The sequence below is a fragment of the Amycolatopsis sp. NBC_00438 genome, from assembly GCF_036026695.1.
Taxonomy (GTDB): domain Bacteria; phylum Actinomycetota; class Actinomycetes; order Mycobacteriales; family Pseudonocardiaceae; genus Amycolatopsis.
This window is the reverse complement of the sequence record NZ_CP107923.1, coordinates 1192045-1218954: the sequence shown is the minus strand read 5'-3', so window position 1 is coordinate 1218954 and position 26910 is coordinate 1192045. Positions and strand designations below refer to the sequence as shown.

General features: G+C 72.7%; 27 protein-coding genes. 10 read left to right on the top strand and 17 right to left on the bottom strand.

Annotation, left to right across the window (positions count from 1 at the left end; translation table 11 throughout):
* Nucleotides 1–80: 80 nt before the first annotated feature.
* Genes OG494_RS05840 through OG494_RS05830 form a run of 3 tightly spaced genes read right to left on the bottom strand, consistent with a single transcriptional unit; the run spans nt 81 to nt 2363 of the window.
* Nucleotides 81–1049, bottom strand: coding sequence for a transporter (locus tag OG494_RS05840; protein WP_328452695.1), 969 nt, complete (start codon nt 1047–1049; stop codon nt 81–83).
* Entirely contained in the window at nt 1046–1939 is an 894-nt protein-coding gene (locus OG494_RS05835; RefSeq protein WP_328452693.1) for an ABC transporter ATP-binding protein, read from the bottom strand. The genes OG494_RS05840 and OG494_RS05835 overlap by 4 nt, the downstream gene beginning before the upstream one ends.
* A gap of 22 nt (nt 1940–1961) precedes the next feature.
* Entirely contained in the window at nt 1962–2363 is a 402-nt protein-coding gene (locus OG494_RS05830) for a GntR family transcriptional regulator (RefSeq protein ID WP_328452691.1), read from the bottom strand.
* Between the two features lie 118 nt (nt 2364–2481).
* On the opposite strand from OG494_RS05830, the gene OG494_RS05825 reads away from it, so the two are divergent.
* The 3 genes from OG494_RS05825 (at nt 2482) to OG494_RS05815 (ending at nt 5994) form a co-directional block, all read left to right on the top strand.
* Nucleotides 2482–3255, top strand: coding sequence for a cyclase family protein (locus OG494_RS05825; RefSeq protein ID WP_328452689.1), 774 nt, complete (start codon nt 2482–2484; stop codon nt 3253–3255).
* Nucleotides 3252–4883, top strand: coding sequence for a thiamine pyrophosphate-binding protein (locus OG494_RS05820; protein WP_328452688.1), 1632 nt, complete (start codon nt 3252–3254; stop codon nt 4881–4883). The genes OG494_RS05825 and OG494_RS05820 overlap by 4 nt, the downstream gene beginning before the upstream one ends.
* Before the next feature lie 109 nt (nt 4884–4992).
* A complete protein-coding gene (locus OG494_RS05815; protein WP_328452686.1) occupies nt 4993–5994 on the top strand; it encodes a hypothetical protein in 1002 nt (333 codons plus the stop codon).
* A 25-nt stretch (nt 5995–6019) separates the two neighbouring features.
* Here the strand turns inward: OG494_RS05815 and OG494_RS05810 are convergent, their stop codons facing one another.
* Together OG494_RS05810 and OG494_RS05805 are read right to left on the bottom strand one after the other, a co-directional pair.
* Complete coding sequence (locus OG494_RS05810) at nt 6020–6757, bottom strand: GNAT family N-acetyltransferase (RefSeq protein WP_328452684.1); 738 nt, start codon at nt 6755–6757, stop codon at nt 6020–6022.
* On the bottom strand, nt 6747–7193 hold the full coding sequence (locus tag OG494_RS05805; protein ID WP_328452682.1) for an Lrp/AsnC family transcriptional regulator: 447 nt from the start codon (nt 7191–7193) through the stop codon (nt 6747–6749). The genes OG494_RS05810 and OG494_RS05805 overlap by 11 nt, the downstream gene beginning before the upstream one ends.
* 177 nt (nt 7194–7370) lie before the next feature.
* Here OG494_RS05805 and OG494_RS05800 point away from each other — a divergent pair, with 177 nt between their 5' ends.
* Nucleotides 7371–10790 carry an indolepyruvate ferredoxin oxidoreductase family protein gene (locus OG494_RS05800; protein ID WP_442874384.1) on the top strand — a complete coding sequence of 1140 codons (3420 nt, stop codon included), beginning with the start codon at nt 7371–7373 and terminating at the stop codon, nt 10788–10790.
* Nucleotides 10791–10814: 24 nt separating this feature from the next.
* Here OG494_RS05800 and OG494_RS05795 read toward each other — a convergent pair whose 3' ends face one another.
* From OG494_RS05795 to OG494_RS05780, 4 genes are all read right to left on the bottom strand, one after another.
* The gene (locus tag OG494_RS05795) at nt 10815–11441 is read right to left on the bottom strand and encodes a response regulator (RefSeq protein WP_328452680.1); all 627 of its coding nucleotides are present in this window, start codon (nt 11439–11441) and stop codon (nt 10815–10817) included.
* A 63-nt stretch (nt 11442–11504) separates the two neighbouring features.
* The gene (locus OG494_RS05790) at nt 11505–12653 is read right to left on the bottom strand and encodes a GlxA family transcriptional regulator (protein WP_328452678.1); all 1149 of its coding nucleotides are present in this window, start codon (nt 12651–12653) and stop codon (nt 11505–11507) included.
* A gap of 98 nt (nt 12654–12751) precedes the next feature.
* Nucleotides 12752–13258, bottom strand: a complete 507-nt coding sequence (locus tag OG494_RS05785) for an ATP-binding protein (protein ID WP_328452676.1) — start codon at nt 13256–13258, stop codon at nt 12752–12754.
* Nucleotides 13259–13339: 81 nt separating this feature from the next.
* Nucleotides 13340–13549: a TOBE domain-containing protein gene (locus OG494_RS05780; protein ID WP_328452674.1), complete on the bottom strand. Its 210-nt coding sequence runs from the start codon at nt 13547–13549 to the stop codon at nt 13340–13342.
* A 192-nt stretch (nt 13550–13741) separates the two neighbouring features.
* Here OG494_RS05780 and OG494_RS05775 point away from each other — a divergent pair, with 192 nt between their 5' ends.
* Nucleotides 13742–14455, top strand: coding sequence for a M24 family metallopeptidase (locus tag OG494_RS05775; RefSeq protein ID WP_328452672.1), 714 nt, complete (start codon nt 13742–13744; stop codon nt 14453–14455).
* A 47-nt stretch (nt 14456–14502) separates the two neighbouring features.
* Here OG494_RS05775 and OG494_RS05770 read toward each other — a convergent pair whose 3' ends face one another.
* On the bottom strand, nt 14503–15144 hold the full coding sequence (locus OG494_RS05770; RefSeq protein WP_328452670.1) for an FMN-dependent NADH-azoreductase: 642 nt from the start codon (nt 15142–15144) through the stop codon (nt 14503–14505).
* An 82-nt stretch (nt 15145–15226) separates the two neighbouring features.
* Here OG494_RS05770 and OG494_RS05765 point away from each other — a divergent pair, with 82 nt between their 5' ends.
* Together OG494_RS05765 and OG494_RS05760 are read left to right on the top strand one after the other, a co-directional pair.
* Nucleotides 15227–15706, top strand: a complete 480-nt coding sequence (locus OG494_RS05765; protein WP_328452669.1) for a MarR family winged helix-turn-helix transcriptional regulator — start codon at nt 15227–15229, stop codon at nt 15704–15706.
* Nucleotides 15707–15716: 10 nt separating this feature from the next.
* Entirely contained in the window at nt 15717–16478 is a 762-nt protein-coding gene (locus OG494_RS05760; protein ID WP_328452667.1) for a hypothetical protein, read from the top strand.
* Between the two features lie 10 nt (nt 16479–16488).
* Here OG494_RS05760 and OG494_RS05755 read toward each other — a convergent pair whose 3' ends face one another.
* A complete protein-coding gene (locus tag OG494_RS05755) occupies nt 16489–17106 on the bottom strand; it encodes a SecDF P1 head subdomain-containing protein (protein ID WP_328452665.1) in 618 nt (205 codons plus the stop codon).
* A gap of 146 nt (nt 17107–17252) precedes the next feature.
* Here OG494_RS05755 and OG494_RS05750 point away from each other — a divergent pair, with 146 nt between their 5' ends.
* A complete protein-coding gene (locus OG494_RS05750) occupies nt 17253–18446 on the top strand; it encodes a carbohydrate-binding protein (RefSeq protein ID WP_328452663.1) in 1194 nt (397 codons plus the stop codon).
* A gap of 88 nt (nt 18447–18534) precedes the next feature.
* Here OG494_RS05750 and OG494_RS05745 read toward each other — a convergent pair whose 3' ends face one another.
* The 4 genes from OG494_RS05745 to OG494_RS05730 form a co-directional block, all read right to left on the bottom strand.
* Nucleotides 18535–20319 carry a glycoside hydrolase family 76 protein gene (locus OG494_RS05745; RefSeq protein WP_328452661.1) on the bottom strand — a complete coding sequence of 595 codons (1785 nt, stop codon included), beginning with the start codon at nt 20317–20319 and terminating at the stop codon, nt 18535–18537.
* A 68-nt stretch (nt 20320–20387) separates the two neighbouring features.
* On the bottom strand, nt 20388–21005 hold the full coding sequence (locus tag OG494_RS05740; RefSeq protein ID WP_328452659.1) for a CPBP family intramembrane glutamic endopeptidase: 618 nt from the start codon (nt 21003–21005) through the stop codon (nt 20388–20390).
* The gene (locus OG494_RS05735; RefSeq protein WP_328452657.1) at nt 21002–21898 is read right to left on the bottom strand and encodes an NAD(P)H-binding protein; all 897 of its coding nucleotides are present in this window, start codon (nt 21896–21898) and stop codon (nt 21002–21004) included. The genes OG494_RS05740 and OG494_RS05735 overlap by 4 nt, the downstream gene beginning before the upstream one ends.
* A 10-nt stretch (nt 21899–21908) precedes the next feature.
* On the bottom strand, nt 21909–22838 hold the full coding sequence (locus tag OG494_RS05730; RefSeq protein ID WP_328452655.1) for a DMT family transporter: 930 nt from the start codon (nt 22836–22838) through the stop codon (nt 21909–21911).
* A 73-nt stretch (nt 22839–22911) separates the two neighbouring features.
* On the opposite strand from OG494_RS05730, the gene OG494_RS05725 reads away from it, so the two are divergent.
* Complete coding sequence (locus tag OG494_RS05725) at nt 22912–23835, top strand: LysR family transcriptional regulator (protein WP_328452652.1); 924 nt, start codon at nt 22912–22914, stop codon at nt 23833–23835.
* A 134-nt stretch (nt 23836–23969) separates the two neighbouring features.
* On the opposite strand, the gene OG494_RS05720 is transcribed toward OG494_RS05725, so the two are convergent.
* Entirely contained in the window at nt 23970–24818 is an 849-nt protein-coding gene (locus OG494_RS05720) for a helix-turn-helix transcriptional regulator (protein ID WP_328452650.1), read from the bottom strand.
* Nucleotides 24819–24944: 126 nt separating this feature from the next.
* On the opposite strand from OG494_RS05720, the gene OG494_RS05715 reads away from it, so the two are divergent.
* The gene (locus OG494_RS05715; RefSeq protein WP_328452648.1) at nt 24945–25952 is read left to right on the top strand and encodes an aldo/keto reductase; all 1008 of its coding nucleotides are present in this window, start codon (nt 24945–24947) and stop codon (nt 25950–25952) included.
* Nucleotides 25953–25968: 16 nt separating this feature from the next.
* Here OG494_RS05715 and OG494_RS05710 read toward each other — a convergent pair whose 3' ends face one another.
* Nucleotides 25969–26853, bottom strand: coding sequence for a LysR family transcriptional regulator (locus tag OG494_RS05710; RefSeq protein WP_328452646.1), 885 nt, complete (start codon nt 26851–26853; stop codon nt 25969–25971).
* Nucleotides 26854–26910 lie beyond the last annotated feature (57 nt).

The following is a 26910-nucleotide window of genomic DNA, read 5'->3' as shown; positions in this document are numbered from 1 at the left end:
TCGCGCCGGCTCTCGCCGTGACGCCACCCCGGCGACCACTCCGCTCCGCCGTGCAACCGAGCAGCGCGCGCCCACGACCGTCAGGCGAGCACACGCACTCGCCGGATCGCGAAAAAGACCAACGCCGCCGTCAGCACCGCGAAGACGCCCGTCTCGATGCCCTGGAACGTCCAGAACCGGTCCCCCGGCTGGAACTGCACCCAGTTGTAGGCGCCCGGGCCGGCACCACCGGTGCCGCACCCCTCGGCTCCGCAGGGGCCGATCTGGGCGTCGGGCAGGACCATGTCGCCCGCCGCGTTGCGGACGCCCTGGTCCATCACCCAGTCGCCCGCCGCGGTGTTCGGGGTCTGGTTGCTGTCCGGTGCGAACGTGAGGGTCTGCGCCGGCAGGTACCGCGGCCGGGCGAAGGCCTCGATCGCGACCCGGACGACCGCGTAGCCGACGAGCGAGATTCCCATGGCGGGCAGCACCTTCGTCCAGTACGTCCCGGCGAAGATCCCCAGTGCGAGGGCGAACAGCGTGTACGCGATCGGGACGACACCCTGGACGTCGAAGGCGAAGTAGCCCAGCCGCCCGGTCGCGGCGACCAGCGGCTCGAACCACCACGACACGCCCAGCGCGTACCCGACGGCCAGGACCGCGGTGATCCCGCCGACCAGCCCGAACTTGACCAGCGCCCAGTGCTGCCGGCTCACGCCCTGTGTCCACACCAGACGGTGGGTGCCCTGCTCGACCTCACGGGCGATCAGCGGCGCGCCGAAGAACACGCCGACCAGCACCGGCAGGATCACGAACAGGACGGCGACGAACACCAGGCCGCCGAACTGCTGCTGGAACTGGTGGGCGAGGCTGTCGCAGTTCGCCACCGAGTCCGTCTGCGTGATCATCGGCGCCTTGCCGAGCGCGGCGCGGCAGGCGGCCAGACCCGAGTCCACGAACTTCGTGTGCATCGCCAGGCCGGTCGGGACCATGATCGCGGCGAGCGCCACGAGGACGGCGAGGGTGAAATAAGCTTGCCTGCGGTATTGGCGCCAGGTCAGCCAGATCATGCCGGCACCTCCCAGGCCGACGGGGCGACGCGGGGTCCGGCAGCGGCGAGGTGGGCGAGCACCAGGTCCTCCAGGGTCACTTCGTGTTCCGTCCACAGTGGATCGATCGGGCCGGCGCCGCGGCGGACCAGCAGCGTCGACTGGCGGTCGGTGTGGCTGGCGCGGACGACTTCCGCGACCCCGCCGATGGACTCGCTGCCGGCGCGTGGACCGGTGAGCGTGCGGTGCGCGTCGAGGAGCTCGTCCACCGCGCCGGTCAGCTGGACGCGGGAGGACTGCAGGACGATCAGGTAGTCACAGCTGCGTTCGAGGTCGGCCAGCAGGTGCGAGGACAGCAGCACCGTGGTCTCGCTTTCGGCCACCGCGCCCATCAGCGCCTGCATGAACTCGCGGCGCGCCAACGGATCGAGGCTCGCGATGGGCTCGTCGAGCAGCAGCAGCCGCGGACGCTTGGCCAGGGCGAGCGCCAGCGCGACCTGCGCCCGCTGGCCGCCCGACAGCTTGCCGACGGCCTTGTCCGGCGGGATGCCGAGCGCGGCGAGCCGCTCGCGGGCCAGCGCGGCGTCCCACCGGTGGCGGTTCAGCTTGCCGCCCATGGTGACCAGCTCCGCCGCGGTGAAGTCCCGGTACACCGGGGTGTCCTGCGCGACGAACCCGATGTCGGCGAGCACCGCGGGGCCCTCACGCGGATCGCGGCCGAAGACGCGCACCTCCCCCGCGTCGGGCCGCAGCAGCCCGACGGCCAGGTGCAGCAGCGTGGACTTGCCCGCGCCGTTCGGGCCGACCAGCGCGGCGATCCGCCCGGCGGGCAGTGTCAGCGCGCAGTCCTGCAGCGCCCAGCTGCGCCCGTAGCGCTTGCCCAGCGCCCTGGCCTCCACCGCCAGCTCCATCGTCGGACTCCCCTCGGGGTCACTACAGCTTCGATTGGTCGAACGGCGGCGTGCTGCCGCGCATCGTCGTGTCGATCAGCGCGCTGATGTCGTCGCCCGACATCCCCGCCTCTTCCGCGCGCTCCAGCCAGGCCACCAGCTCCTCGCGCAACCGCGCCTGGAACCCCAGCGACGGCCCGGCGAGGGTGCCCGTGACGAACGTGCCCACTCCCGGCTTGCCCTCCGCGAGCTCCTCCAGCACCAGCTCGCGGTAGGCCTTGAGCACCGTGTTCGGATTGATCGCCAGCGCCTGCGCCACTTCACGCACCTTCGGCAGCTGGTCACCGTCCCGGAGCAGGCCGACGCGCAGCGCCTGTTTCACCTGCAGGACGAGCTGCATGTACGTGGCGACCCGCGAGCGGCCGTCCAGGACGAACTCGATCACCCCACACCCTCCTACTGTCCTACGACATTAAGACAACACCGGATCCGCGGCCCTGTCAAGGACCGGGCTACCGGCATAGGGTCTCGGACGAGACGTTCACCCGCACCGGGAGGCAGGCATGTCGTTGTTGGACGGACTGGGCCAGGCGATCACCTCGGGGGCGGTCGAGATCGTCGACCTCACCGCCCCGCTGAGCTCGAGCACGCCGATCCTCCGGCTGCCCGAACCCTTCGCCAACACCATCCCGTTCCGCCTCGAGGAGATCAGCCGCTACGACGAGCGCGGCCCGCGGTGGTACTGGAACGACATCCACACCGGCGAGCACACCGGCACCCACCTCGACGCGCCGGTGCACTGGGTGTCCGGAAAGGACGGCCACGACGTCTCGCAGGTGCCGCTGAAGACGCTCGTCGCGCCGGCGGTCGTGCTCGACTTCTCGGCGCGGGCGGCCGAGGACCCGGACTTCCTGCTCTCGGTCGACGACGTGACGGCGTGGACGGCCGACCACGGGCCGCTGCCGGCCGGCGGCTGGCTGCTCTACCGCACGGGCTGGGACACGCGCAGCGAGAACCAGGACGAGTTCCTCAACGCCGACGAGACCGGCTCGCACACCCCCGGCGTCTCGGCGGAGTGCGCGCGGTGGCTCGCCGAGGAGGCCCCGATCACCGGGTTCGGCGTGGAGACCGTCGGCACCGACGCGGGCCAGGCGCCCGGGCTCGAGCCGATGTTCCCCTGCCACGATCTGCTGCTGGGCGCCGGGAAACACGGCTTGACGCAGCTGCGGAACCTCGCGTCGCTGCCGCCGGCCGGCGTGCTGCTGATCGTCTCCCCGCTGCCGATCGTCGGCGGTTCCGGCAGCCCGGCGCGCGTGCTGGCCCTGGTGGAGCGGTGAACGTCGCCGAACTCGTCGGCCGCACCCTGGCCGGCCTCGGCGCCGGGACGGCGTTCGGCGTGGTGGGCAGCGGGAACTTCGAGGTCACCAACGCACTGCGCGCGGGCGGCGTCCGGTTCGTCGCGGCCCGCCACGAGGGCGGCGCGGCGAGCATGGCCGACGCCTACGCGCGGATCAGCGGGAAGGTCTCGGTGCTGTCGCTGCACCAGGGCTGCGGGCTGAGCAACGCCGTCACCGGGATCACCGAGGCGGCCAAGAGCCGGACGCCGATGCTCGTGCTGACCGCCGACTCCGCGGGCTCGTCGGTGCTGTCGAACTTCCGGATCGACCAGGACGCGCTGGCCGCGTCGGTCGGCGCGGTGCCCGAGCGGGTGCACTCCGCCGCGACCGCGGTCGCCGACACCGTGCGGGCCTTCCGGACGGCCCGGCAGCAGCGCCGGACGGTGGTGCTGAACCTGCCGCTCGACGTCCAGGCGCAGGCCGCGCCCGGCCTGCCGGACGTGCTGCCGTCGATCTCCGGACCGGCCCCGATGCGCCCCGACATCGGCGCGGCGGCCGACCTGGCGGACCTCCTGATCGCCGCCGAACGGCCGGTGTTCGTCGCCGGGCGCGGCGCCCGCGGGAGCCGGGAACCGCTGCGGGAGCTGGCTTCGCGCAGCGGAGCGCTCCTGGCGACGTCGGCCGTCGCACACGGGCTCTTCCACGACGACCCGTTCGCGCTGGGCATCTCGGGCGGGTTCGCCTCACCGGCGGCCGCGGAGCTGATCGTCGGCGCCGACCTCGTCGTCGGGTGGGGCTGCGCGCTGAACATGTGGACCACCCGCCACGGGACGCTGCTCAGCCCGCACGCGAAGCTGGTCCAGGTCGACCTCGAGCAGGGTGCGCTCGGGGCGCACCGGCCGATCGACCTCGGCATCGTCGGCGACGCCGGCTGCACCGCCGAAGACGTCCTGAGCGAACTCGGCGACCACCAGGCGGTGGGCTACCGGACCGAAGACGTCGCCGGCCGGATCGCGGCGACCGGGCGCTGGAACGACGTCGAGCACGACGACCTGTCCCGCGGCGGCCGGATCGACCCGCGGACGCTCAGCAAGCTCCTGGACGACCTGCTGCCCGCCGAGCGGATCGTCTCGATCGACTCCGGCAACTTCATGGGTTACCCGAGTGCGTACCTTTCGGTCCCCGACGAGCTGGGGTTCTGCTTCACCCAGGCGTTCCAGAGCGTCGGCCTGGGGCTGGGCACGGCGATCGGCGCCGCGCTCGCCCGCCCGGACCGGCTGCCGGTGCTCGGCACCGGCGACGGCGGGTTCCACATGGCACTGTCCGAACTGGACACCGCGGTCCGGCTGCGCCTGCCGCTGGTCGTGATCGTGTACAACGACGCCGCGTACGGCGCGGAGGTCCACCACTTCGGCGACGCCGACATGACCACCGTCCGGTTCCCCGACTCCGACGTCGCCGCCATCGGCCGCGGGTTCGGCTGCGCCGGCGTCACCGTCCGGTCGGCGGAGGACCTCTTCGCGGTGAAGGACTGGCTCGCCGGACCACGCGACGCGCCCCTGGTCATCGACGCGAAGATCGCCGACGACGGCGGTTCGTGGTGGCTCGCGGAGGCCTTCCGGCACTGACACGATCGCGGGACGCCCTTGACAACGGCTCGGGCGCGGCTGGATGCTGACCGAGTTGTCTTACAGACGTAAGACAGTGGGGGAACTTCATCGCTCCGAGGAGCCGTTCATGCGTATCTTCCTGGCCGTGCTCGCGGCCATGGGCCTGCTGGTCACGCCGGCCACATCGGCCACGGCCGATCACTCGCGGTCGTCGCCGGACGCCGCGGGCGCGTTGCTGGCCGCGTTCGACGACCACGCGCTCGTCGCCAAGTCCAGTCCGGACGTCGGGAGCTTCCTGCTCGACCTGGTTCGCGATCCACGTTTGCCCGGCAAGGTCAACGACATCGCCGTGGAGTGCGGGAACTCGCTGTACCAACCGGTTCTCGACGCCTACATCGCCGGCGCCGACGTCCCGATCGCCGAAGTCCGGGCGGTGTGGCGCAACACCACCCAGCCCAGCTGCGGGTTCTCGACGTTCTACGAGCAGCTGTTCCCGCTGGTCCGGCAGGTCAACACGACACTGCCGGCCGCGGCGAAGATCCGGGTGCTGGCCTGCGATCCGCCGGTCGACTGGAGCAGGATCCACCACCCGGCGGACTTCACGCCGTTCGAGGACCGCGACCCGGCGATCGTGTCCGTCCTCACGACACAGGTGCTGCAAGAACACCGGAAAGCGTTGCTGCTGTTCGGACTCGGGCACCTGACGCACCACACGGGCAGCGCGGTCGGCCGGCTGGAGCAGGAGTACCCGGGCAGCGCGTTCGTCGTCGCGGACCACAGCGGGTTCGTGAAGGACAACGCGCGGCTGGAAAGGCAGCTGGGCTCGTGGCCGTCGCTGACCACGCTGAAGAACTCGTGGCTGGGCCGGCTGGATTCGTCGTACTTCCCGCTGGACCGCGACTTCCCGCCGGGCACGAAGGGTTACCCCGGCGTGGACGCGTACCTGTACGAAGGCCCGGCCGGCACCCTGCTGCGCGAGCCGATCTCGGCGCGAACGGTGCTGGACACGGACTTCCTGACCGAGATGCGCCGCCGGGCGACCGCGTTGGAAGCACCGCCGGGCTCGCTCGAATGGCCGGAGTTCTTCCTGCAACGGGAGCGCGACTCGGGCGTGCTGCTGGGCGATTAGGCAGTGTCGGGCGTGCGGCTGGGCGTCAGGCGACGCGGTGCGAGACCCAGACGTTGGGTTCGACGTAGACGGCGAAGTCCTGGGCGGTCGACACGAACACGGGCGCGAGCGCGCCGGGGACCGTCACCACGCCGTCGCGGTCGAACGGCAGGCCGGTCCAGCGCCGCCAGTCGGCGAGCGGCGCCTGGACGGTCGCCGAGCACGGCGCGATCGCCTCGATGCGGCCGCCCGCGCGGACGTGGGTGCGCAGCCAGCGGTCGGCGGGCAGGCCGTCCGGCCGGGTCGCGGCGGCGTAGTCCGCCATCGGCGTCGCCGGGACGTCGGCCTTGTCCGGCGGGCGGACCGGGATCACGAGCGACGTCAGCCCGGCCGCGGCGACCGCCTCGCGCATCGCCCTCAGCACCGTGGCGGAGTGGCCGCGGCCCTGGTGGTCCGGGTGCACGGCGATCTCCAGGGCGCCGGCGGTGTCCGGGGTGACGTCGTCGAGGGCGTCTTCGGCGGCCCAGACCGCCACTTCGTCCCAGCCGCGGGCCGGGAACGGCTCGCGGCCGCGGAAGGGCACCATCACCCCGCGCGCCACCGGCCGGTCGTCCTCCAGGAGCGCCACGACCAGGTGCGGCGACCGGCGCGCCACCCGGCGGCCGCGCACCAGCAGGCTCGCGAGGCTGCCTTCCATGAACCGCGGCGAACCCGGCGGGTACGGGATGGCGTAGGTCGCGGCGGCGAGGTCCGGCCGCCGCGAGAGCGTGACGCTAGTGCCCACGGGACCAGGACTCCAGCGCGATCAAGGTCTTCGTGCCGGTGATCTGGTGGTGGCGGCGGATCTCGTCGATCGTCTTCTGGAGGTGGGCCATGTCCCGGACACGCAGCCACACCAGTGCGTCCGGATCGCCCGCGATCGTGAACACGGCCTGGGCCTCCGGCATCCTCGTCGTGGTGCGGAGGATTTCGGCGACCTTCGTGTTGCCGACGAACCGCAGCTCGGTGAACGCCTCGATGCCCCAGCCCAGCTTCGCGTGGTCGACCTGGACCGTGAAGCCGGTGATCACCCCCGTCTCGCGGAGGCGGTCGATCCGGCGCTTGACCGCGGCCGTCGACAACGTGACCCGGCCGGCGATGTCCGACAGCGTCCGCCGCGCGTCCTCGCGCAGCAGCCCGAGGATCTCGTGGTCGGTCGCGTCGAGCGGCTCTTCGGTCATGCGGGCGAGCGTAACTCCGCGCAAAAATCGGGGCCAATCGTCGATCACGAGTGCCGAAGTTTGCGTGAGAGGCGGTGATCCCGCGTCGGCTGTTGCGTGCGGGGCCGATAGCGTGTGCTGTGGCCCGCACCGCACTGTGCGCCCGAGCACAGCCGCGAGGGCGAAGGGAGTCGCGCTGTGGAGACGTTCACGCTGGAGGACCGCTATCTGCGGGAGGCGGGAACCGTGCACCTCACCGGGGTGCAGGCCCTGGTGCGATTGCTGTTCGACCGCGTCCGCCACGACCGCGCCCGCGGTGGCGACCCCGCCGTGTTCGTCTCCGGCTACGAGGGCTCGCCGCTGGCCGGGTACGACCTCGAGCTGGGCCGCCGCGCGACGCTGCTGGAGAAGCACGCCGTCGTGCACCGGCCCGGGCTGAACGAAGAGCTGGCCGCGACGTCGGTGATGGGCAGCCAGCTGGTCGCGGGCGCCGGTGGGCAGCGCGGCGTCACCGGGTACTGGTACGGCAAGGCGCCGGGCCTCGACCGCGCGTCCGACGCCCTGCGCCACGCCAACCTGGCCGGCACCGACCCCCGCGGCGGCGCGGTCGCGCTGGTCGGCGACGACCCGAACGCCAAGTCCTCGACGATCCCCTGCGCGTCCGAGCTCACGCTCGCCGACCTGGCCATCCCGATCCTGTACCCGGCCGACTCGCAGGACGTCCTCGACTTCGGGATGCACGCGGTCGAGCTGTCCCGCGCCAGCGGCCTGTGGTCGTCGCTGAAGCTCGTCACGAACGTCGCCGACGCGTCCGGCACCGCCCGGGTCAGTCCCGGGTGGACCGCGCCGGAACTCGACGGCGCGTACCGGCACGCCCCGACGTCGAAGCTGCTCGGCGCGAGCCTCGCCGCGCTGGAACGCAGCCTCTTCACCGTGCGGCTGCCGCTGGCCGTCGAGTACCTGCGCCTGAGCGGCCTCAACCGGATCACCACGCGCGGCCCGGCCGACCGGATCGGCATCGTCTCGGCCGGGAAGTCCTCTCTGGACGTCCAGCAGGCGCTGCGTACCCTCGGCCTGGACGAGGAAGCCCTGCACCGGCACGGCATCCGTGTCCTCAAGCTGGGCGCGATCCACCCGCTGGAGCCGTCGATCGTCCGCGAGTTCGCCGACGGGCTCGACGAGATCATCGTCGTCGAAGAGAAGCGGTCGTTCATCGAGGCCGCGCTGAAGGACGTCCTCTACGGCGCGTCCGGCGCGCCCGCCGTCCACGGCAAGAAGGACGCCGACGGCCGCACGCTGTTCACCGAGCTGGGCGAGCTGGACCCGGACGTCGTCGCGACCGGCCTGGCCCGGCAGCTCGCCGCGCACCACGAGATCCCGTCGGTCGAGGCCTGGCGCGGCCGGCGCCGCCGCGAGCGCATCTCCGTTCCGCTGCTCGCGCGCACGCCGTACTTCTGCTCCGGCTGCCCGCACAACTCGTCCACGAAGGTCCCGGAGGGCACCCTCGTCGGCGGCGGCATCGGCTGCCACACGATGGCCCTGTTCATGGAACCCGACCAGGTCGGCACCGTCCTCGGCGTGACGCAGATGGGCGGTGAGGGCACCCAGTGGATCGGCATGGCGCCCTTCGTCGAGGCCGAGCACTTCGTGCAGAACATCGGCGACGGCACGTTCACCCACTCCGGCAGCCTCGCCGTGCGCGCGGCCGTCGCGGCCGGCGTCAACATCACCTACAAGCTGCTCTACAACTCGGCCGTGGCGATGACCGGCGGCCAGGACGCGGTCGGCGGGCTGCCGGTGGAGAAGGTCGCCGAACTGCTGCTCGTCGAGGGCGCGAAGCAGGTCGTGATCACCAGTGACGCGCCCGGGCCCCTGCGCCGCCGGAAGCTGCCCGCCGGCGTCGAGGTCCGCGACCGCACCGAACTCCTGCGCACACAAGAGGAACTGGCCGCCGTCCGCGGCGTCACCGTGCTGATCCACGAGCAGGAGTGCGCGGCGGAGAAGCGGCGCAAACGCCGCCGGGGCAAGCAGGAGACGCCCGCGACGCGCGTGGTGATCAACGAGCGCGTCTGCGAGGGCTGCGGCGACTGCGGCACCAAGTCGAACTGCCTGTCCGTGCAGCCGGTGGCCACCGAGTTCGGCCGCAAGACCACGATCCACCAGTCGTCCTGCAACGTCGACTACTCCTGTCTGGCCGGGGACTGCCCGTCGTTCGTCACCGTCGTGCCGACCGGCCGCAAGCAGCACCGCAAGCTCGGCGAGCTGGCCGCCGACGCCGTGCCCGCGCCCGCCTCGGCGCCGTCCCCGGACTTCACCGTGCGGATCACCGGCATCGGCGGCACCGGCGTCGTCACCGTGACGCAGATCCTCGCGACGGCCGCGGTGCTCGACGGCCGGCACGTCCGCACGCTGGACCAGACCGGCCTGGCGCAGAAGGGCGGCGCCGTCGTGTCCGACCTGAAGGTGACGGCCGAGCCGGTCGACCAGGCCCCGAAGCTCGCCACGGCGGAGTGCGACCTCTACCTGGCGTGCGACGCGCTCGTCGGCGCGGACGCGACGAACCTGAGCGTGGCCGACCCGGCGCGCACGACGGCGGTCGTGTCGACCACCGAGGTGCCGACCGGCCGGATGGTCGTCGACACGACGGTGGCGTTCCCCAGCCCCGGAAGTGTCCTCGCGCCGCTGGAAGCCGCGGCGGCGCGCACGGTCTCCCTGGACGCGCGCGGCCTGGCCGAGAGGCTGTTCGACGACGACCAGTTCGCGAACGTCCTGCAGCTCGGCGCGGCCTTCCAGACCGGCGTGATCGGGCTGCCCGTCGCGGTGATCGAGCGGGCGATCGAGCTGAACGGCACCGCGGTGGCCGCGAACCTGCAGGCCTTCCGCCGCGGCCGCCAGCTCGTCGCCGACCCGGCCGCGCTGGAGGCCGCCATGGCTCCGGCGCCCGCCCCGACGCCGAAGCCCGCCGCCCCGGCCGTGCGCGCGCTGGTGCACGCCGAGCCCGGGTCGGAACTGGCGCGGCTGCTCGACATCCGGATCCCGGACCTGGTCGCCTACCAGGACGCGGCCTACGCCCGCACGTACGCGGAGTACGTCGAGCAGGTGCGGGTGCTGGAGGACGGGCCGACGGCGGTCACCGAGGCCGTGGCGAAGCACCTGTACAAGCTGATGGCCTACAAGGACGAATACGAGGTCGCCCGCCTGTCGCTCGACCCGGCGTTCGCGGCGGACCTCGAGGCGCAGTTCGGCACCGGGACGCGGTTCGCGTACCGGCTGCACCCGCCGGTGCTGCGCGCGCTCGGCATGAAGCGCAAGATCAGCCTCGGCCCGTGGTTCCGCCCGGCGTTCCGGCTGCTGCACGCGCTGCGCCGGCTGCGCGGGACGAAGTTCGACCCGTTCGGCCGCGCCGAGGTGCGCCGGGTGGAGCGCGAGCTGGTCGAGGAGTACCGCGGCGTGGTGCTGCGCGCGTTCCGGGCCGACGACGTCGACCTCGCGCAGGTCCTGGCGCTGGCCGAGCTGCCCGACCTGGTGCGCGGCTACGAGGACGTCAAGCTGGCGAACGTGGCGCGGTACCGGGAGAAGCAGGCCGAGGTCCTGGCCCTCACGCACGCGAGCAGCTGAGGCACCGCCGGGGAAGCACCGCCTTCACGCCCGCAGGTAGCCGAGCATCGCCTGGGCCTCGTCGGGGACGCGCAGCTTCGCGCTGACGTCCCCGGCGTGCTGCCGCGCCGCGTCGGTACCGATGCCGAGCAGCCGGCCGATCGCCGGGACCGAATGGCCTTCGGCGAGCAGCGCGACGACCTCGCGTTCGCGCGCCGTGAGCGTGGTGACCGGGTCGCCGGGCCGCCGCCGGTCCAGCTGCAGGGCGACCACGTCGCGGTCCAGGACCGTGCCGCCGGCCGCGACCCGGCGGAGCGCGTCGAGGAACTCGTCGGCCTTTCCGACGCGCTCCTTGAGCAGGTAACCGGCTCCGCCGCCGCCCGCGGCCAGGAGGTCGCCCGCGTAGCCGTCCTCGACGAACGCCGAGAGCGCGAGGATCGCCAGGCCCGGCACCCGCCGGCGCGCCTCGAGCGCGGCGCGCAGGCCTTCGTCGGTGAAGGTGGGCGGCATCCGCACGTCGACCACGGCCAGATCGGGCGCCGCGTCCCCCACGGCGGCGAGCAGGTCGTCGGGGTGGTCGACGGCCGCGGCGACGACGAACCCGGCGCTGCGCAGCAGCAGCACGAGCCCTTCCCGCAGCAGTGCGTCGTCCTCGGCGATCACGATCCGCACGACGGCCGGCCTCCTCACGTCGATGCCCCCTACCGGGAACCACGGACGAGGTGGCCGGAACGTTCAGGAAATGCCCGTGGTCCGGAACCGGGAGCGGTAGTCGCTCGGCGTCACGCCCAGGCCACGCGCGAAGGCCCGCCGCAGCGTCTCCACCGAGCCGAAACCGGACCGGCGGGCCACCACGTCCAGCGGATCCACCGTGCCCTCCAGTTGCTGCTGGGCGAACTCCAGGCGGATCTGCTCGACGAACCGGGCGGGTGTCCGCCCCAGCTCCTCGTGGAACAGCCGCGTCAGGTGCCGGACACTGACCCCCGCGTGGGCCGCCATGTCACCGAGCGTGTGCGGCGCCGACGGGTTCGCCGCGACGGCGTCCAGCAGGCCCCGCAGCACCTCGTTGCGCGGGCGGCCCGTCTCCAGGCGGACGCTGAACTGAGACTGCCCGCCCGGCCGCTGCAGGAACACCACCAGGTGCTTGGCCACCAGCCGCGCGATCTCCGGGCCGAGGTCCTCCTCGACCAGCGCCAGCGTCAGGTCGATGCCCGAGGTGACGCCGGCCGAGGTGATCACCGGGCCGTCCTTGACGAAGATCGCGTCGGTGTCGACGTGGACCAGCGGGAAGCGGCGGGCCAGCTGACCGGTCAGGTCCCAGTGCGTCGTCGCGCGCCGGCCGTCCAGGACGCCCGCCGCGGCCAGGGCGAACGCGCCGGCGCACACCGACGCCGTCCGGCTCGCGCCGTCGGCGAGGCGGCGGATCTGGGCCACCAGCTCCGTGTCGGCGATCGTGCGGACCCACTCCGGGCCGCCGGGCACCAGCACGGTCGCCCCGCGCGGGTCGGCCGCCGCCAGGTCGAGGTCGGCGCCGAGGCGCGTGCCCGTGTTGGCGCGGACGTCCGCGCCGCCGGGTGACGCCGTCCGCAGCTCGTACCGCCCGCCGTGCTCGTTGGCCTCGGCGAACACCTCCAGCGGACCGGAGACGTCGAGGAGGCGGACGCCGTCGTAGAGCACGACGAGCACGGGACGGGCTTTCACCTGTCCAGTATCACCAGCGATCAGCGACAAGTCCGGATCGGCGAACAGCAAGCTCTCTTCGGTCTCGGGCAGCGGCTCGGCGAGCTCACTGCCCTCCGGCCCGTGGACGCGGGCGAGCAGCTGCCGCTCGGTTTCGGTGTCGCAGAGCATGTCCTGGGCCGCGGGCGCCCGACCACCCCGCACGGCGCGACGACGAACGACTGGCCTTCGACGGCGTGGACGCGGCGCGCGGCGATGTCGACCTCCGGGCCGAGCGGCGACCGCGGCGGGAGAGCCGGCGCTCAGCTGTCGCCGGACCAGCCGCTCAGCCGGGTGAGCAGCCGTTCGAGGACCTGCGGGTCCGCCGCCACCGGGTCACCGGAGACCGGCTCGTCGACCAGGGTGCGGCGGTCGCCGCGCCGCGGCAGGCGCACCTGTTTCGCGGTCATCCCGCCCGGCAGCGGCAGCTCGCACCAGGTGGTGCGGCCGCCGCCGGGTGCCGGGTCGACGCCGATGCGCTCGCCGGGCCGGGCCTGGGGCGCCGGCAGGTGGGGCAGGGTGTCGTCCACCTCCACCAGCAGGACCTCGGCGGTCAGCCGCAGCCGCAGGGTGACGAAGGCGGGTGCCTTGGGGTCGCCGGCGTTGATGACGGCCTCGACCAGGCGTCTCGCCGTGGCCGTGACCTGTTCCAACATCGGCTTCAAGGACCAGTCGGTGAGAATCAGCCGGACGAACAGGTCCGTCACCGGCAGCGCGCTGGGCTGCGCGACCAGCCGGAGGTCGTCCATCTGGGAGGTGTGCGCGCTCAAACCTGACCTTCCTCGGCCCGGGTGCCACTGTTCGAGTCACGCATCATGCCACCCGTCCGGGAACCACCCGTAAGGAGGACGTCACTCGACGCCGAGCATGACCTCCGTGGACTTCACGAGCACGGTCACCGGCTTGCCCGGCGCCAGCTCCAGCTCCTCGGTGGCGTCCTTCGTGATCGACGCGACGACCTGCTGGCCGCCGTCGAGCTCGACGGTCACCACGGACATCACCGCGCCCGGTTTGACGGCCGAAACGGTGCCGGTGAGCTGGTTGCGGGTGGAGAGACGCATGGCCGTCCTAACGGGTTAGCCGGGCTGTGAACGGCGTCAGGCTACGACCTTTTCGCTGGTCACGCCCCCGGAAGGAGCGCCACACCAACGGGTGGTGCGGTACGGCGTCCGGCCGGATCACCGCACCTGCGTCACGCCGGCGGTACGCCGTGCAGCACCCGCGAACCCGGGGTGACTTGCTACCGTCGGCCCATGGGCGACGTGGTCGAGGACGAAGCGCTGCGGGCCGAGCGGCTGCTGGACGCGCAGGCGAAGGCGGTCGAGCTGTTCGCCGCGGTCGAGGAGCGCGGGATCCTCGCGCCGGGCGTGCGCGAGACCGAGGCGAGCGACGCGATCCGCGACCTGGCCGGGGACCTGCTCGGCATCCGCCGCTACTGGCACAAGCGGATCGTCCGCGCCGGCGTCAACACGCTGCGCCCCTACCGCGAGAACCCGCCGGACCGCGTGCTCGGCGAAGACGACATCGCCTTCGCCGACTTCGGGCCGATCTTCGAGGACTGGGAAGCCGACTTCGGCCGCACGTTCGTGCTGGGCGACGATCCGGTCAAGCACGCGTTGCGCGACGCCTTGCCGAAAGTGTTCGACGCCGGGCGCGCGTATTTCGACGCCCTGCCCGACATCACCGGCGAGCAGCTGTACGCGCACATGGTCCAGCTGGCGCACGAGGCGGGCTGGGAGTTCGGCGGCGAGATCGCCGGGCACCTGGTCGGCCGGTTCCCGCACGAGACGATCGACGGCGCCAAGATCGCGTCCTACATCGCGCCGGGCAGCGACCAGCCGATGCGGCGGCCGGACCGGAACGGCCAGACGTCGCACTGGATCCTGGAAGTCCACCTCGTCGACCGCGAACGCGAGATCGGCGGCTTTCTCGAGCAGCTGCTCGACCTGGGCCCCGCCGCGTCGTGAAAGCCCTCCTCACCGGCCCCCGACGCCGGTGAGGAAGGCAGGTCACGTCAGACCCGCGCGGTCGCCCACAGTTCGTCGATGGTGCGCTCGGCCGTGGCGAGACTGGCGTCGGCCAGCGGGATGAGCTCCGCCATCGCCGGGTTCACGTGCGCCAGCGTCAGCTCGGCGGTGACGAACCGCGGCTCCAGGCCGGTCAGCGAGAGGCCGTGCGGCAGCCACGCCTCGGCGTGGTCCCAGCCGGCGCGGGGCGTGCCTTCGCCGTAACCGCCGCCGCGGCTGGCCAGCACGATGAACTCACGGCCGCCGAGCAGGCCGGACATCGTCGCGTGGTCGACCGAGAGCCCGGGCGCGATGAGGTGGTCGACCCACGTCTTGACGCTGCTCGGCGGGCCGAAGTTGTAGAGCGGCAGGCCCAGCAGCACGGTGTCGGCCGCCTGGATCTCGCCGACGAGTTCCCTGGTCAGCGCCCACGACGCCGCCTGCGCGGGGGTGTGCTGCTCCGGCGGGACCGCGCGGGCCGTCCCGCTCGCCGCGTCGAGGTGCGGCAGCGGGTTCTCCCCCAGGTCGCGGTAGGTCACCGTGCCGTCGGGGTGGGCGGCCCGCCACGCGGCCGCGGCCCGCGCGCTGAGCCTGCGGCTCACCGAAGCCTCGCCGGTGATGCTCGAGTCGATGTGCAGGAGATGCGCCATGTTGTTTGCCGTCCATCGATCGTTGGTGTTAGACAAACCATTAATAGCACATCGATCATCCGCGTGGCCATATACTGGGCAGATGACCTCGCTGCCGGTCGTCAACCAGCCGCCCCACCGCTGCGGCGCGCTGCTCGACCAGCTCGCCCGCCGCCTGCGGTTGCGCAGCGAGTCCGTGCTGACCCCGCTCGGGCTGCGACCACGTCACCTGATCGCCCTGACGGTGCTGCGCGACCAGCGCGGCAGCTCGCAGCAGGACCTGGCGAAGATCCTGGCGATCGACGGCACGAACGTCGTCGGGCTGCTCAACGAGCTCGAGGCGGAGAACCTGGTCGAGCGCCGCCGCTCCCCGGTCGACCGCCGCCGGCACATCGTCGAGCTCACCGACGTCGGCGCGAAGCTGCTGGCACGCGCGGAGTTCGCGCTCGCCGCGGTCGAGGACGAGGTGTTCAGCGACCTCGACGAGAACCAGCGCGAGACGCTCTACACGCTGCTGCAGCAGGTCACGAACACGACGAACGTCGAAGCGTGCACGGAAGCCGTCACACGCCCCACCTGCTGAGGCTCAGCCGATGCGGTGGCCGCTCGCGGCGTCCGGCACGACGGACTGGTTGCGGGAACTGTGCGGCGACGGCCTGACCGGCTTCATGCCGCCGCCGATGCCGGACGCGGCCTGGGTGCTCAACGCGATGTACGAGCACGACGACGGGCCGGCCGGGATGTCCTACCAGGAATACCGCCGGGCACGTATCGCGGACGGAAGCGTCCGGCCCCACACCGTCAACGGTGTCGACCTCGAAGCCGGGAGCACGGTGACCGGAGGCGGACTGGGCCGCGCGGAGCATCCCGGCCCCGGGTGGCGGCTGCGCTGGGCGGAGCTCGCCCGGCGCACCGGCGACCCCGTCGTCCCGGACGGGCTGCTGCCCTCGCACCGGTGCTTCCCCTCGGCCAAGAAAGACGGCAGCTGGCCGCTCGGCATCGTTCCGCCCACCGAGGGGAGTCTCGACCGCGAGACCTGGACGCGGCTGATCGGCATCCTCACCGAGCACAGTCCCGCGGGCCCGGAAACCCGCTGCCTGGCCTACTACAGCCCGCTGACGCTCGGGACCACCGAGTTCGAGAAGCTCCACGTGCGGACGGGAAACCTCGGCGACGCCGGGATCCTGTACGACAACCCCGAAACCGGCTTCAGCCCGTCCGACTTCCGGGCCGAGGACCGCTCATGGTGCCTGTGCACCGACTACGACCTGTGGGCCACCAAGGTCGCCGGGTCCCCGCTCCTGGTCGAAGCGCTGGTGAGCGACGTCGAGATCGAAGCGGTCCGGCTGCCCTGAGGGCCGGCCGCTAACCGCCGGCGATGTCGCGGGCCAGTTGCCGTGCTTCGGGCAGGGTGAACGCTCCCGAGATCTGCGTTTCGCCGCCGGTGATGGCGGACTGGATCTGCGGCGCCGTGAGCACCCGGCTCTGGAGCACCATCGCCACCTGCTTGCCGAGGTTCCCGCCGGTCCAGCCGGCCCACGTCCTGGTGCCCGCCGCGGTGAACCGGATCCCGATGACCGGCCTCCCCGTCCGGGGATCGACCGTGGCGTCGACCCAGCCGACGTCGGCGCCGGTGAGGAACACCGGGCCGAGCACGTACTTCGTGCCCTTCGCGCGGTCACAGCTGACGAGCGGCAACGCCGGATCGTCCTTGCCCGCCAGCGGATCCGGGGCGCCCTGGGCGCAGTCGAGCGCCCGCGCCGCGGCCTGCTGCGCCGCGGGATCGGTGCTCTGCCGATCCGCTGCCGAACCGGTCGTGGGCGAGGGCTCCAGCTCCGCCAGGACCGGCCGGAAGCGCAGCTGCGCACCCTTGACGACGAAGCCGTCCCCCGACGGCCGGGCCGAACCCGGCACCTGGGTCGAACAGCCGGCGACGGTGACGAGGACGGCCAGCGCCGCGAGGTAGGTCCGCACGGCAGTCATTGTGTCGCCCTCGGCCCGGATCGGGAACTTACCACTGGTAACTCCTTGACTTTACCAATGGTAAGCCTCACGCTACTGAGGCGAATTCGTCTAGACCAATCTGTCCGCTCTTCGAGGCACCTCCCCCGAGAGGAGAGACACCACCCATGTCCCCCCGGAAACCGGCCAAGACGGCCGCGGCGCTCGCCGCCGCGACGGCCACGGCGGCCGCGCTCGTGCTCGCCCACGGCGCCGACGCCAGCCCGGCCGCCGCCCCCGCCACCACCGCCGCAGCCGCCTGCGGCGTCCTGTTCGACGACTTCCACTACGCCTCCCCCACCGACTCCGCCTTCGGCGCGGCCGGCTGGACCACCCGCAACGACGTCGGCAGCCCCGGCGTGCCCGGCGCGCGCTGGCTGACGGGCAACATCAGCTTCCCCACCGTCAACGGGGAGAAAGTGGCGCAGCTCAACGCTTCCACCGACGGCAGCGCGAACGGCACCACCCACGCGGAGATGTACCAGAACCAGCTGCGGTTCCAGGAAGGCACCTACGCCAGCCGCGTGAAGTTCACCGACGCGCCGGCCAGCGGCACGGACGGCGACCACGTCAACGAAACCTACTTCACGATCTCGCCGCTGCGGTACGACCGCGACCCGCTCTACAGCGAGCTCGACTTCTCCGAGTACCTGCCCAACGGCGGCTGGGGCGGCTCGACCGCCAACTACCAGACGTCCTGGTACACCTACTGGAACAACCCGACCTGGGACGGCCTGCGCACCTCCACCGCGCAGAACCGCAGCTTCGACGGCTGGCACGACATCGTCACGCAGGTCTCCGGCGGGCACGTGAAGTACTACCTCGACGGCGTGCTCACCGCGGACCACACCACCGACGCCCAGGGTGATCCCGTCTACCCGCGCACGCCGATGTCGATCAACTACAACATGTGGTTCATCGACACGGCCGGCCACACGAGCGGCACCAGCACCTACACCGAGCAGGTGGACTGGACCTACTACGCGGGCAACCAGGTCGTCACCCCCGCCGCCGCGGTCGCGCAGGCCTCGACCTACCGCGGCGCGGGCACCGCGCACGTCGACACGGTCGGCTCCGGCAACTGCACCACGCCGACCAGCCCGCCGCCGACGACCACGCCCACCACCCCGACCACACCCACCACGCCGACGACCCCGACCCAGCCGGCGAACTGTTCGAGCGCGGCGGAATGGGACTGGGGCACCGTCTACCTCGGCGGTCAGCGGGTCAAGCACAGCAACCACCTCTGGCAGGCGAACTGGTGGACGCAGGGCTCCGAGCCCGGCCTTACCGCGCAGTGGGCCGACCTCGGCCACTGCTGAACCACGGCCCGGCACTTTCATGTGAAAGTGCCGGGCCGAGACCCCGAGGCGGCACTTTCACGTGAAAGTGCCGCCTCGGCCATTCCGGTCATCCCGCGGCGAGCACGGCTTCCAGCCCGGACGCCTGGGTCCGCCAGTCGGTCGTGTTCGGCGTGGCCCCGCTCCAGCGCTGGCCGATCCGGTTGAGCGAGTCGCGATCGCCGGCCCACAGCGTGTCGGCCTGCTTCTGCGCGAAGGTGCGATAAGCCGCCGACCCCGTGGCGTTCGCCAGGTCGCCGAAGTAGCGCATGAAGATGCCCTTGAACTGCTTCTGGTTGTCGTCACAGGAGTTCGCGGCGTCGCAGGACTCGACGAGCACGCCGTTCGAGGTCAGCCGGGACATCGCCGCGTCGGCCAGTCTCTTCGCGGCGTCCAGATAGGACGTGACGCCGGTGGCGCGCCACAGTTCCACGAGCCCGCCGATGCCGAGACCCTGGTTGTAGGTCCAGACCGTCTGGCCGTTGTTCGCGCACGACGACGTCAGGCCGTCGTTCACCAGGCCGTTCGCGTTGATCAGGCCGCTGTTCAGGAACCAGTCGCCCGCGGTCCGGGCGCGCCGGCCCCACACCGTGTCGCCGGCGATCCGCGTGTGCAGCGACGCGGTCAGCCGCAGGTACAACCCGCTCGTGACGGCGTTCTTGTACGTGCGCTCGCGGTTCCACCACACCCCGCCGCCACAGCTCCCGGTGTCCCAGAAACCGTTGACGTAGTTGGCGATCGTCACCGCTTCGGTGAGGTAACGCGCGTCGTGGGTGCGGTCGTAGACGGCGATCCAGGCCAGGCCCCACCACCCGCTGTCGTCGATGGCGCGGCTGACGAAGTCGCCTTCGATCGGGTCGGAACTGCGTCCCCCGGCGGGGAAAGCGGCCTTGTTGACGTCGAAGGTGCGCGCCATGGCCGCGTCGAACCCGCCCGCGTCCGCGACGGCCGTCACCGCGACGGCCGAGTTCCACCAGCTCGACGGCCACCACGCGGTGTAGGGGTCGTAGGACCACATCAGCGCGTCCACCGCGCCGGCGGCGCGGGTCGTCGCCGGACGCGCCCAGGCCGTGCAGCTGCCCGAGGCGTGTGTGGCTTCCCGGCCGCACGCGCGCACGGCGCCGCCGTACAGCCGGCCGCGCGGGTCCCGCGTGGCGAACGCCGTGGTGCGGGTGCCGGTCGCGCCCGAAGCGACGCTCGTGCGGCCCAGCGACGAACCGTCCGGCCAGCTCGCCCCGGCGTCCCAGGAGCGGTCGAGCCAGATCTCGTCGCCGGCGCCGCCCGCTTCGATCCCGGCCCACGCCATGCCCCGGCCGTCGAAGTGGAGCCGGATGGTGCGGCCGAACAGGGTCGTCGGCGCGACCGGCTGGGCGTCCCCGGTGCCCGGAGCGCTCCGGTCGCACGCGGCGTCGCAGACGTCCGGGTAGATCCACGCGGTGCAGGCGACACCCTGCGCGTCCCCGCAGGCCCGGACCAGACCTCGGCGGTGGTGCGCCGGATCGGTGAGGTTGTACATCAGCGTGCGGGTGCCGGTCCACGAACCCGGGACGGTCGCCTTGCCCAGCAGGCCTTCCCAGCTCGCGCCACCGTCCCAGGACCGGTCGAGCCAGACGGCGTCGTTGGCCACGCCGTTGTCGATGCTCGCCCAGGCCATGCCGTCGGGGTCGGAGACGTGCAGCCGCACGACCCGGCCGTTGATCACCTTGTCGGGCAAGGGAAAGCTCTCTCGCGCGGCTCGCGAGGGATCCAGCGTGTCGCAGGACGTCACGCACACCGCGGTGGCCGCCGCGGCGGGCCGGGGCGAGAGGGGTGACAGGGAACCGAGGACGAGCAGGAGCACGAGCAATGTCCGCATCGACATCCCTCTCCACGCACCGGGTTTTTCTTTTCAGGATAGGAAATCCGGTGCCGGGAGAAAAGGACTCAGCGCGGTTCTGGCTCGTTCCGGACATCGGCCGACGGCGACGCGAACAGGCGGGGCATGACCGCCAGCATCAGCGCGGACCAGACCACGTGCGTCAGCACCGGCGCCTGGACGCCGCCGGAGCGGCGGCGCTGCCACGCGAACAGCGACCCCATCACCGCGGAGGCCAGTACCAGAGCGGGGTTGCGGGTCGCGAAGGTGGAAAGCACGTACACGGCGGTCGAGCGGCGCGCGCCCGCGGCGTCGTAGAGGGCGCCGCGGAAGAAGACCTCCTCCGCCGCGCCGGTGGCGAGCGTCGTCACGACCACCGACGCCGTCGAACCGCGATGGGCGTAGTCGAGCACGCCGGCGATCGCGCGGCGCAACGGCGGGATGTGCCGCGAAACCAGGGCGCCGGCGTAGAACACGCCGAACGCGCCCGCGCCGGCCAGCACCGGCTGCACGACGTCGCGCCGGCCCCGGTGCACCGGCCCGGCCGCGCGGGCGCCGGCCAGCCAGGTCGCGGCGACTCCCGCGGTGAGGCCGTAGAACCGGGCCGAGCCGGGTGGGCTGGACAGGGACGCGCCGAGCAGCCCCGTCCCGGCGGCGGTCACGGCGGTCAGGAACCGCCGCCTCATCCGGCCCGCCGGCTCTTCGCGCGCTCGCCGAGGGCCTGAAGCACGGCCTCGTCGTAGCCCATCGGCTCGAACTCGACGATCCGGCGGATGCTGTCGTCGCGGACGACGACCTCGTTGGTCATCGAGTCGATCAGCGAGCGCCCGGTCTGCACGTCGATGTCGGTGACCAGGGAAAGCCAGTACGACGACAGCCGCGGCGAGAGCAGCGGCACGGGCACGATCATCAACGGCCGGCCTTCGATCTCCGCGACGCGCTGCAGCATGTCCCGGTAGGCCAGGACTTCCGGGCCGCCGATGTCGAACGCCCGCCCCGCGGCGTCGGCGTGGTCGAGCACGCCGACCAGATAGCGGATGACGTCGGCGATCGCGATCGGCTGGGTGCGGGTGCCGACCCAGCGCGGGGTGATCATCGCCGGCAGGTGCTCGACGAGCTGGCGGGTCAGCTCCCACGACGTGCCGCCGTGCCCGATCACGATCCCGGCGCGCAGCACGGTGACCGGCACGCCGGTCTCGCCGAGCAGCTCTTCGACCTCGCGGCGGCTGGCGAGGTGCTCCGACAGCGTGTCGCCGTCGTCGCCGAGACCGCCGAGGTAGACGATCCGGCCGACCCCGGCGTCCGACGCGGCCCGGGCGAAGGCGCGCGCCGCTTCGGCGTCCCGGCGCTTGAAGTCCGAGCTGTCCAGCGAGTGGACCAGGTAGTACGCGGCGTCGACGCCCTTCAGCGCGTCCCGCAGGGAGCCGACGTCGGCCACGTCGCCGCGGACGGGTTCCCCGGCCCCCTCGTAGCTGTCGGGACGGCGGGTCATGGCGAGCACGTCGTGCCCCGCTTCTTCCAGCGCCGGGCACAACTTGCTGCCGACGAACCCCGACGCTCCCGCTACCAGCACTCGCATGCCGCTGACGCTAGCCGCGACGGCGCCGTCCCGCAGGTCGCGCGGTCCCGGCGAAGCACACGGCGGCGAGCACGCCCGCGCAGCCCACCAGCTGGAGCACGCCGGGCGACTCGCCGAGCAGGCCGACGCCCAGCAGCACCGCGCCGACCGGCTGGAGCAGCATGAGCGTCGCGCCCGAGGTGGCGGACATCCGGGGCAGCGCGGCGGAGATGAGCAGCCAGCCGGTCAGCTGGCCGACGAGCGCGAGCGCGATCAGCCACCCGAACGTGGGCCCGCCGGGCGCCAGGTCGAGCGTGCCGGACCCGACGCCGAGCACCAGCGCGACCGCGCCGGCGGAGATCGTCGCCAGCAGCAGCGAGTGCGACTGTGTCCCGGCGCCGCCGCTGAGCCGGATCAGGAACAGGTAGCCGGCGTACCCGGCGCCGGCGATCAGCGCGGCGACGGCGCCGGTGACCGGGTCGGGACCGAACGCGCCGGTCCCGGCGAAGCCGCCGGCCAGCACGACCCCGCCGAGCAGGACCGGCGCGGCCACGAGGAACCGCCGGGACGGCCGTTCCGCGAGGAACGCGAACGCCAGCACGGGCACGATCACGACCTGCACGGCGAGCAGCACGGTCGCGATGCCGGCGCCGACGCGCGGGATCGCCTCGCCCCAGAGCACGAAGTCCAGGCCGAGCCCGGCGCCGGCCAGCAGCGGGAAGAGCACGCGACGCCGGGTTTCCGGGCCGGCCTTGCGCCGCTCCCACCAGGCCAGCGCGAGCAGGACCGGCAGCGAGAGCAGGCACCGCCAGAACGCGCTGGTGGCGCCGCTGGTGTGCGAGACCTTGATGAAGACCGACGACAGCGAGATGCAGAAGCTACCGAGCGCGGCGAGCAGGCGCGGGTCCACGCGCTGCGTGAAGGGGGTCTTGGTGGCGGGGCGAGGCGCGGTCGTGGTCACGCCTCCAGCGTGAGCGCGTCGACTGTCAAGGACAAGCGAATGTTTCTGCGGGGATTTCGGTAGCATCACTACCGTGTTCGGACTCGAGCGGATGCGGGCGCTGCACGCGGTCGCCACCCAGGGCTCGGTCGCCGCGGCGGCCGCGTCCCTGCACGTCACGCCGTCGGGCGTCTCGCAGCAGCTGGCGAAGCTGGAACGGGAGGCCGGCCAGCCGCTGCTGGAGCCCCGCGGCCGCGGCGTCCGGCTGACGAAGGCGGGCCAGGTCCTGGCCGGGCACGCCGAACGCATCCTCGCGCAGGTCGCCGCGGCGAAGACGGACCTGGAGCTGTTGCGCGAGGACGTCATCGGCCCGCTGCGGATCGGGGCGATCCCGACGACCGTGCACGCGCTGCTGCCCCCGGCGCTGGCGACGCTGGCCGCCCAGCACCCGCGGCTGGAGGTGACGCTGCACGAGGGCGAGGCCGAGCAGACGATGCCCCGGGTCCTGGCCGGCGACCTCGACGTCGCGGTCCTGGAGAGCTGGGCGGACCGCCCGACGGTCCTGCCCCCGGAGACGACCCGGATCACGTTGTTCGCCGACGTCGCGGACCTCGCCCTGCCGGCCGGCCACCGCCTCGCGCACCGCAAGGCGGTCGATCTGTCCGAAGTGGACGATCTGCCGTGGATCGGCTGGAGCGCCGGCTCCGGGTGTCACGAGTGGCTGGTCCAGGTGCTGCGCAAGCAGCGGCTGGACCCCCGGATCAGCTGCACGGTGGGCGGCTACCCGACCCAGCTGGCCCTGGTGGCGGGCAACGTCGGCGCGGCGCTGGTCCCCCGCCTGGCCCGCGAGCGCGTCCCGGACGGCGTCCGCATCCTCACGACCAGGCCGGCGCTGACCCGCACGATCCACGCGATCTGCCGAGCGGGCGAAGAGGACCGTGGCGCGGTCCGAGCGTGCCTGGACGCACTGCGCGAGGCGTCGGCGCGCTTCGAAAGCGCGATGCGCCCGGTCGCCTGAGCTGCCCACTGCCGAAAGCCGCTGAAGGACACCACGAGGGCACCCGGTGCCGCGCGTCCGACGACAGAGATCCGGCACTGCTGCCCAAGCGAGCCGGCGGTCGGCCACACGCGTCACCGGGCCGGCCGGCCGAGTCAGGACGTCGCCGGTTCCGCCGCCCAGCTCGCCAGCAGCCGCAGCGCCTCCGCCGAAGGGGAGCCCGGCTCCACCGTGTGCACCCCGAGCACCTGGTCTTGGTCGCCCGTCGGGGCCATCGCCTCGTAGCCCAGGACCAGGTCGCCGACCACCGGGTGGCGGTAGTGCTTCGTGCCGTGCGTGCGCTGGTAGACGTCGTGGTCGGCCCACCAGCCGCGGAAGTCGTGGTCGCGCACCGACAGCTCGCCGATCAGCTCGGCCAGGGCCGGGTCGTGGGGGTTGCGGCCCGCGTAGAGGTGCAGGGTCGCCACCACGCTGCGCGCGGACGACTCCCAATCCGCGTACAGCTCGCGGGCCAGCGGGTCCAGGAACACGAACCGGGCCATGTTGCGCTCACGCGGCGGCAGCGCGTCGAAGTCGCGGTAGAGCGCCTTCGCCAGCCGGTTGGCGGCCAGCACGTCCAGGCGCCGGCCGGTGACCATCGCCGGGACGTCGGTCAGCGTCTCCAGCACCCGCAGCAGCCCGGGCCGGACGCGCTGGGGTGCCGGGGTCCGTGGCCGCCGCCGGCTCGGTTTGGCCAGCGCGAACAGGTGCCGCCGCTCGGTTTCGCCCAGCCGCAGTGCCCGCGCGATCGCGTCCAGCACCGACTCCGAGACGTTCAGGTTCCGGCCGCGTTCGAGCCGGACGTAGTAGTCGACGCTCACCCCGGCCAGCCGCGCGACCTCCTCCCGCCGCAGCCCCGGGACGCGCCGGACTCCGGGTTCCGGCGGGAGCCCGGCGTCCTCGGGCGTCACCCGGGCGCGGCGGGCCCGCAGGAAGTCCCGCAGTTCCGGGTTGCCTTCGCTCATCCGTCCAGCGTAGGACGGCCGCGGCGCGCGTGCGGGGGTCTGCTGGACCCCCGGTAGGGCCAGTCCTCCCACCCGGGCGGGCGGCGGGGGTTACCTGGAGGCAAGTCACCGAGAAGGAAGAACGAGATGGAACGCGAAATCCTGGGCGGCACAGGCATGTCCGTCAGCCGCTTCGCCTTCGGCGCGATGATGCTGGGCGCCATGGGCAACACCGACCGCGCCGAGTCGGTGCGGATGATCCACGCGGCGCTGGACGCCGGGATCAACTTCGTCGACACCGCCGACGTCTACTCCCACGGCGAGTCGGAGGTGATCGTCGGCGAGGCGATCAAGGACCGCCGCGACGACGTCGTGCTCGCGACGAAGTTCTCCATGCCGATGGGTCCCGACGCCAACCAGGCGGGGGCCTCGCCGCGCTGGATCAAGCTGGCCGTCGAAGCCAGCCTGAAGCGGCTCGGCACCGACCGGATCGACCTCTACCAGCTCCACCGGCCCGATCACCTGACCGACATCGACGAGACCCTGGGCGCGCTGTCCGAGCTCGTCCGCGCGGGCAAAGTGCGCGCGATCGGGTCCTCGACGTTCCCCGCCGAGCTGATGGTCGAGGCGCAGTGGGCCGCACGGCGCGGCGGGCACCACCGGTTCCGCACCGAGCAGCCGCGGTACTCGATGCTGACGCGGATCATCGAGAACGACGTCCTGCCGACGGCCCAGCGCCACGGCATGGGCGTGCTGACCTACGGGCCGCTGTCCAGCGGCTGGCTGACCGACCGCGACCCGGCGCGCGGCCACCGCGCCGGCATGTCCCCCGAGGTGTTCGACCTCTCGATCCCGGAGAACCGCGCCCGGGCCGAGGCCGTCGAGCAGCTGCGGAAGGTCGCCGCCGAAGCGGGCCTGCCGCTCGCCCACCTCGCGCTGCGGTTCGTGCTGAGTCACCCGGCCGTGACGTCGGTGCTGATCGGCCCGCGCACCCCGGAGCAGCTCGACGACCTGCTGGCCGCGTCCGGACCGCTGCCCGGCGACGTGCTGGACCGGATCGACGCGATCGTGCCGCCCGGCACCGAGGTCAACCGCCACGACAACTACCAGGCCGCCGCGCCGGCGATCGAGAACCCGCGGCTGCGGCGGCGATGAATCAGACCCGTTGAGTTCAGGCCCGCAGCCGGTCCGCCATCTCCGTCACGAGCCGGCCCGGGCGCTTGTGGTGCACCAGGAAGACCTCACGGGCCGGCTGGGCGTCGGTCGCGTCGCGGACTTCGATCCGGGCGAGGCCGGCCCGCTCCAGCACGCTCTCCGGCACGAACGCGATCCCCAGCCCGGCCTCGACCAGCGCCAGGATCACCTGGTAGTCGCGGGATTCGTGGGCGACGCGCAGCCGCACCCCGGCGGCGTCGGCGAGCTGCTCGAGGCACACCCGGTTGGGGACGCCGGGGCTGCCCGAGATCCAATCCTCCCCCGCGAGCCCGCGCAGGGTGAGGCGGCGGACGCCGGCTTTCGCGTGGCCTACGGGCAGGATCAGGCGGAAGCGCTCCGAACGCAGCAGCGTCCGCTCGAGGCCGCGCGGATCGGGCAGCGGCGCCCCGGGATAGCGGTGGGTGATGAGCAGGTCCAGCTCGCGGGAGCTGACCAGGCCGTACCCGTCGGGCGGCTCCAGGTCGAGCAGGCGCAACGCGACCGCCGGGTGCGCCTCGCGGAACCCGGCGAGGGCGGGCGGGACCAGGGTCGCGCCCGCGCTGGCGAACGTGCCGACGGTCAGCTGCGCCGGTTCCTCGCCGAGCAGGGCCCGCACGGTCCGCTCGGCGGTCCGCAGCTCCCCGACGATCGTTTCGGCGTGGGTGAGCAGCGCTTCGCCGACGGCGGTGAGCGTGACGCCGCGCGGGTTGCGGTGCACCAGCGGAGCACCGACGTCGCGTTCGAGCTTGGCCAGCTGCTGCGAGACGGCGGACGGCGTGAACGAAAGCCGTTGTGCCGCACCGGCAATGGACCCGGCGTGCGCGACTTCGGCGAGCAGGGCCAAGCGGTGGGCGTCGAGCACGGGGGCCTCCAGCCGTAAGCGTTGCTGATGGCAGCATAGGAGACGTCGCTGGTGCTT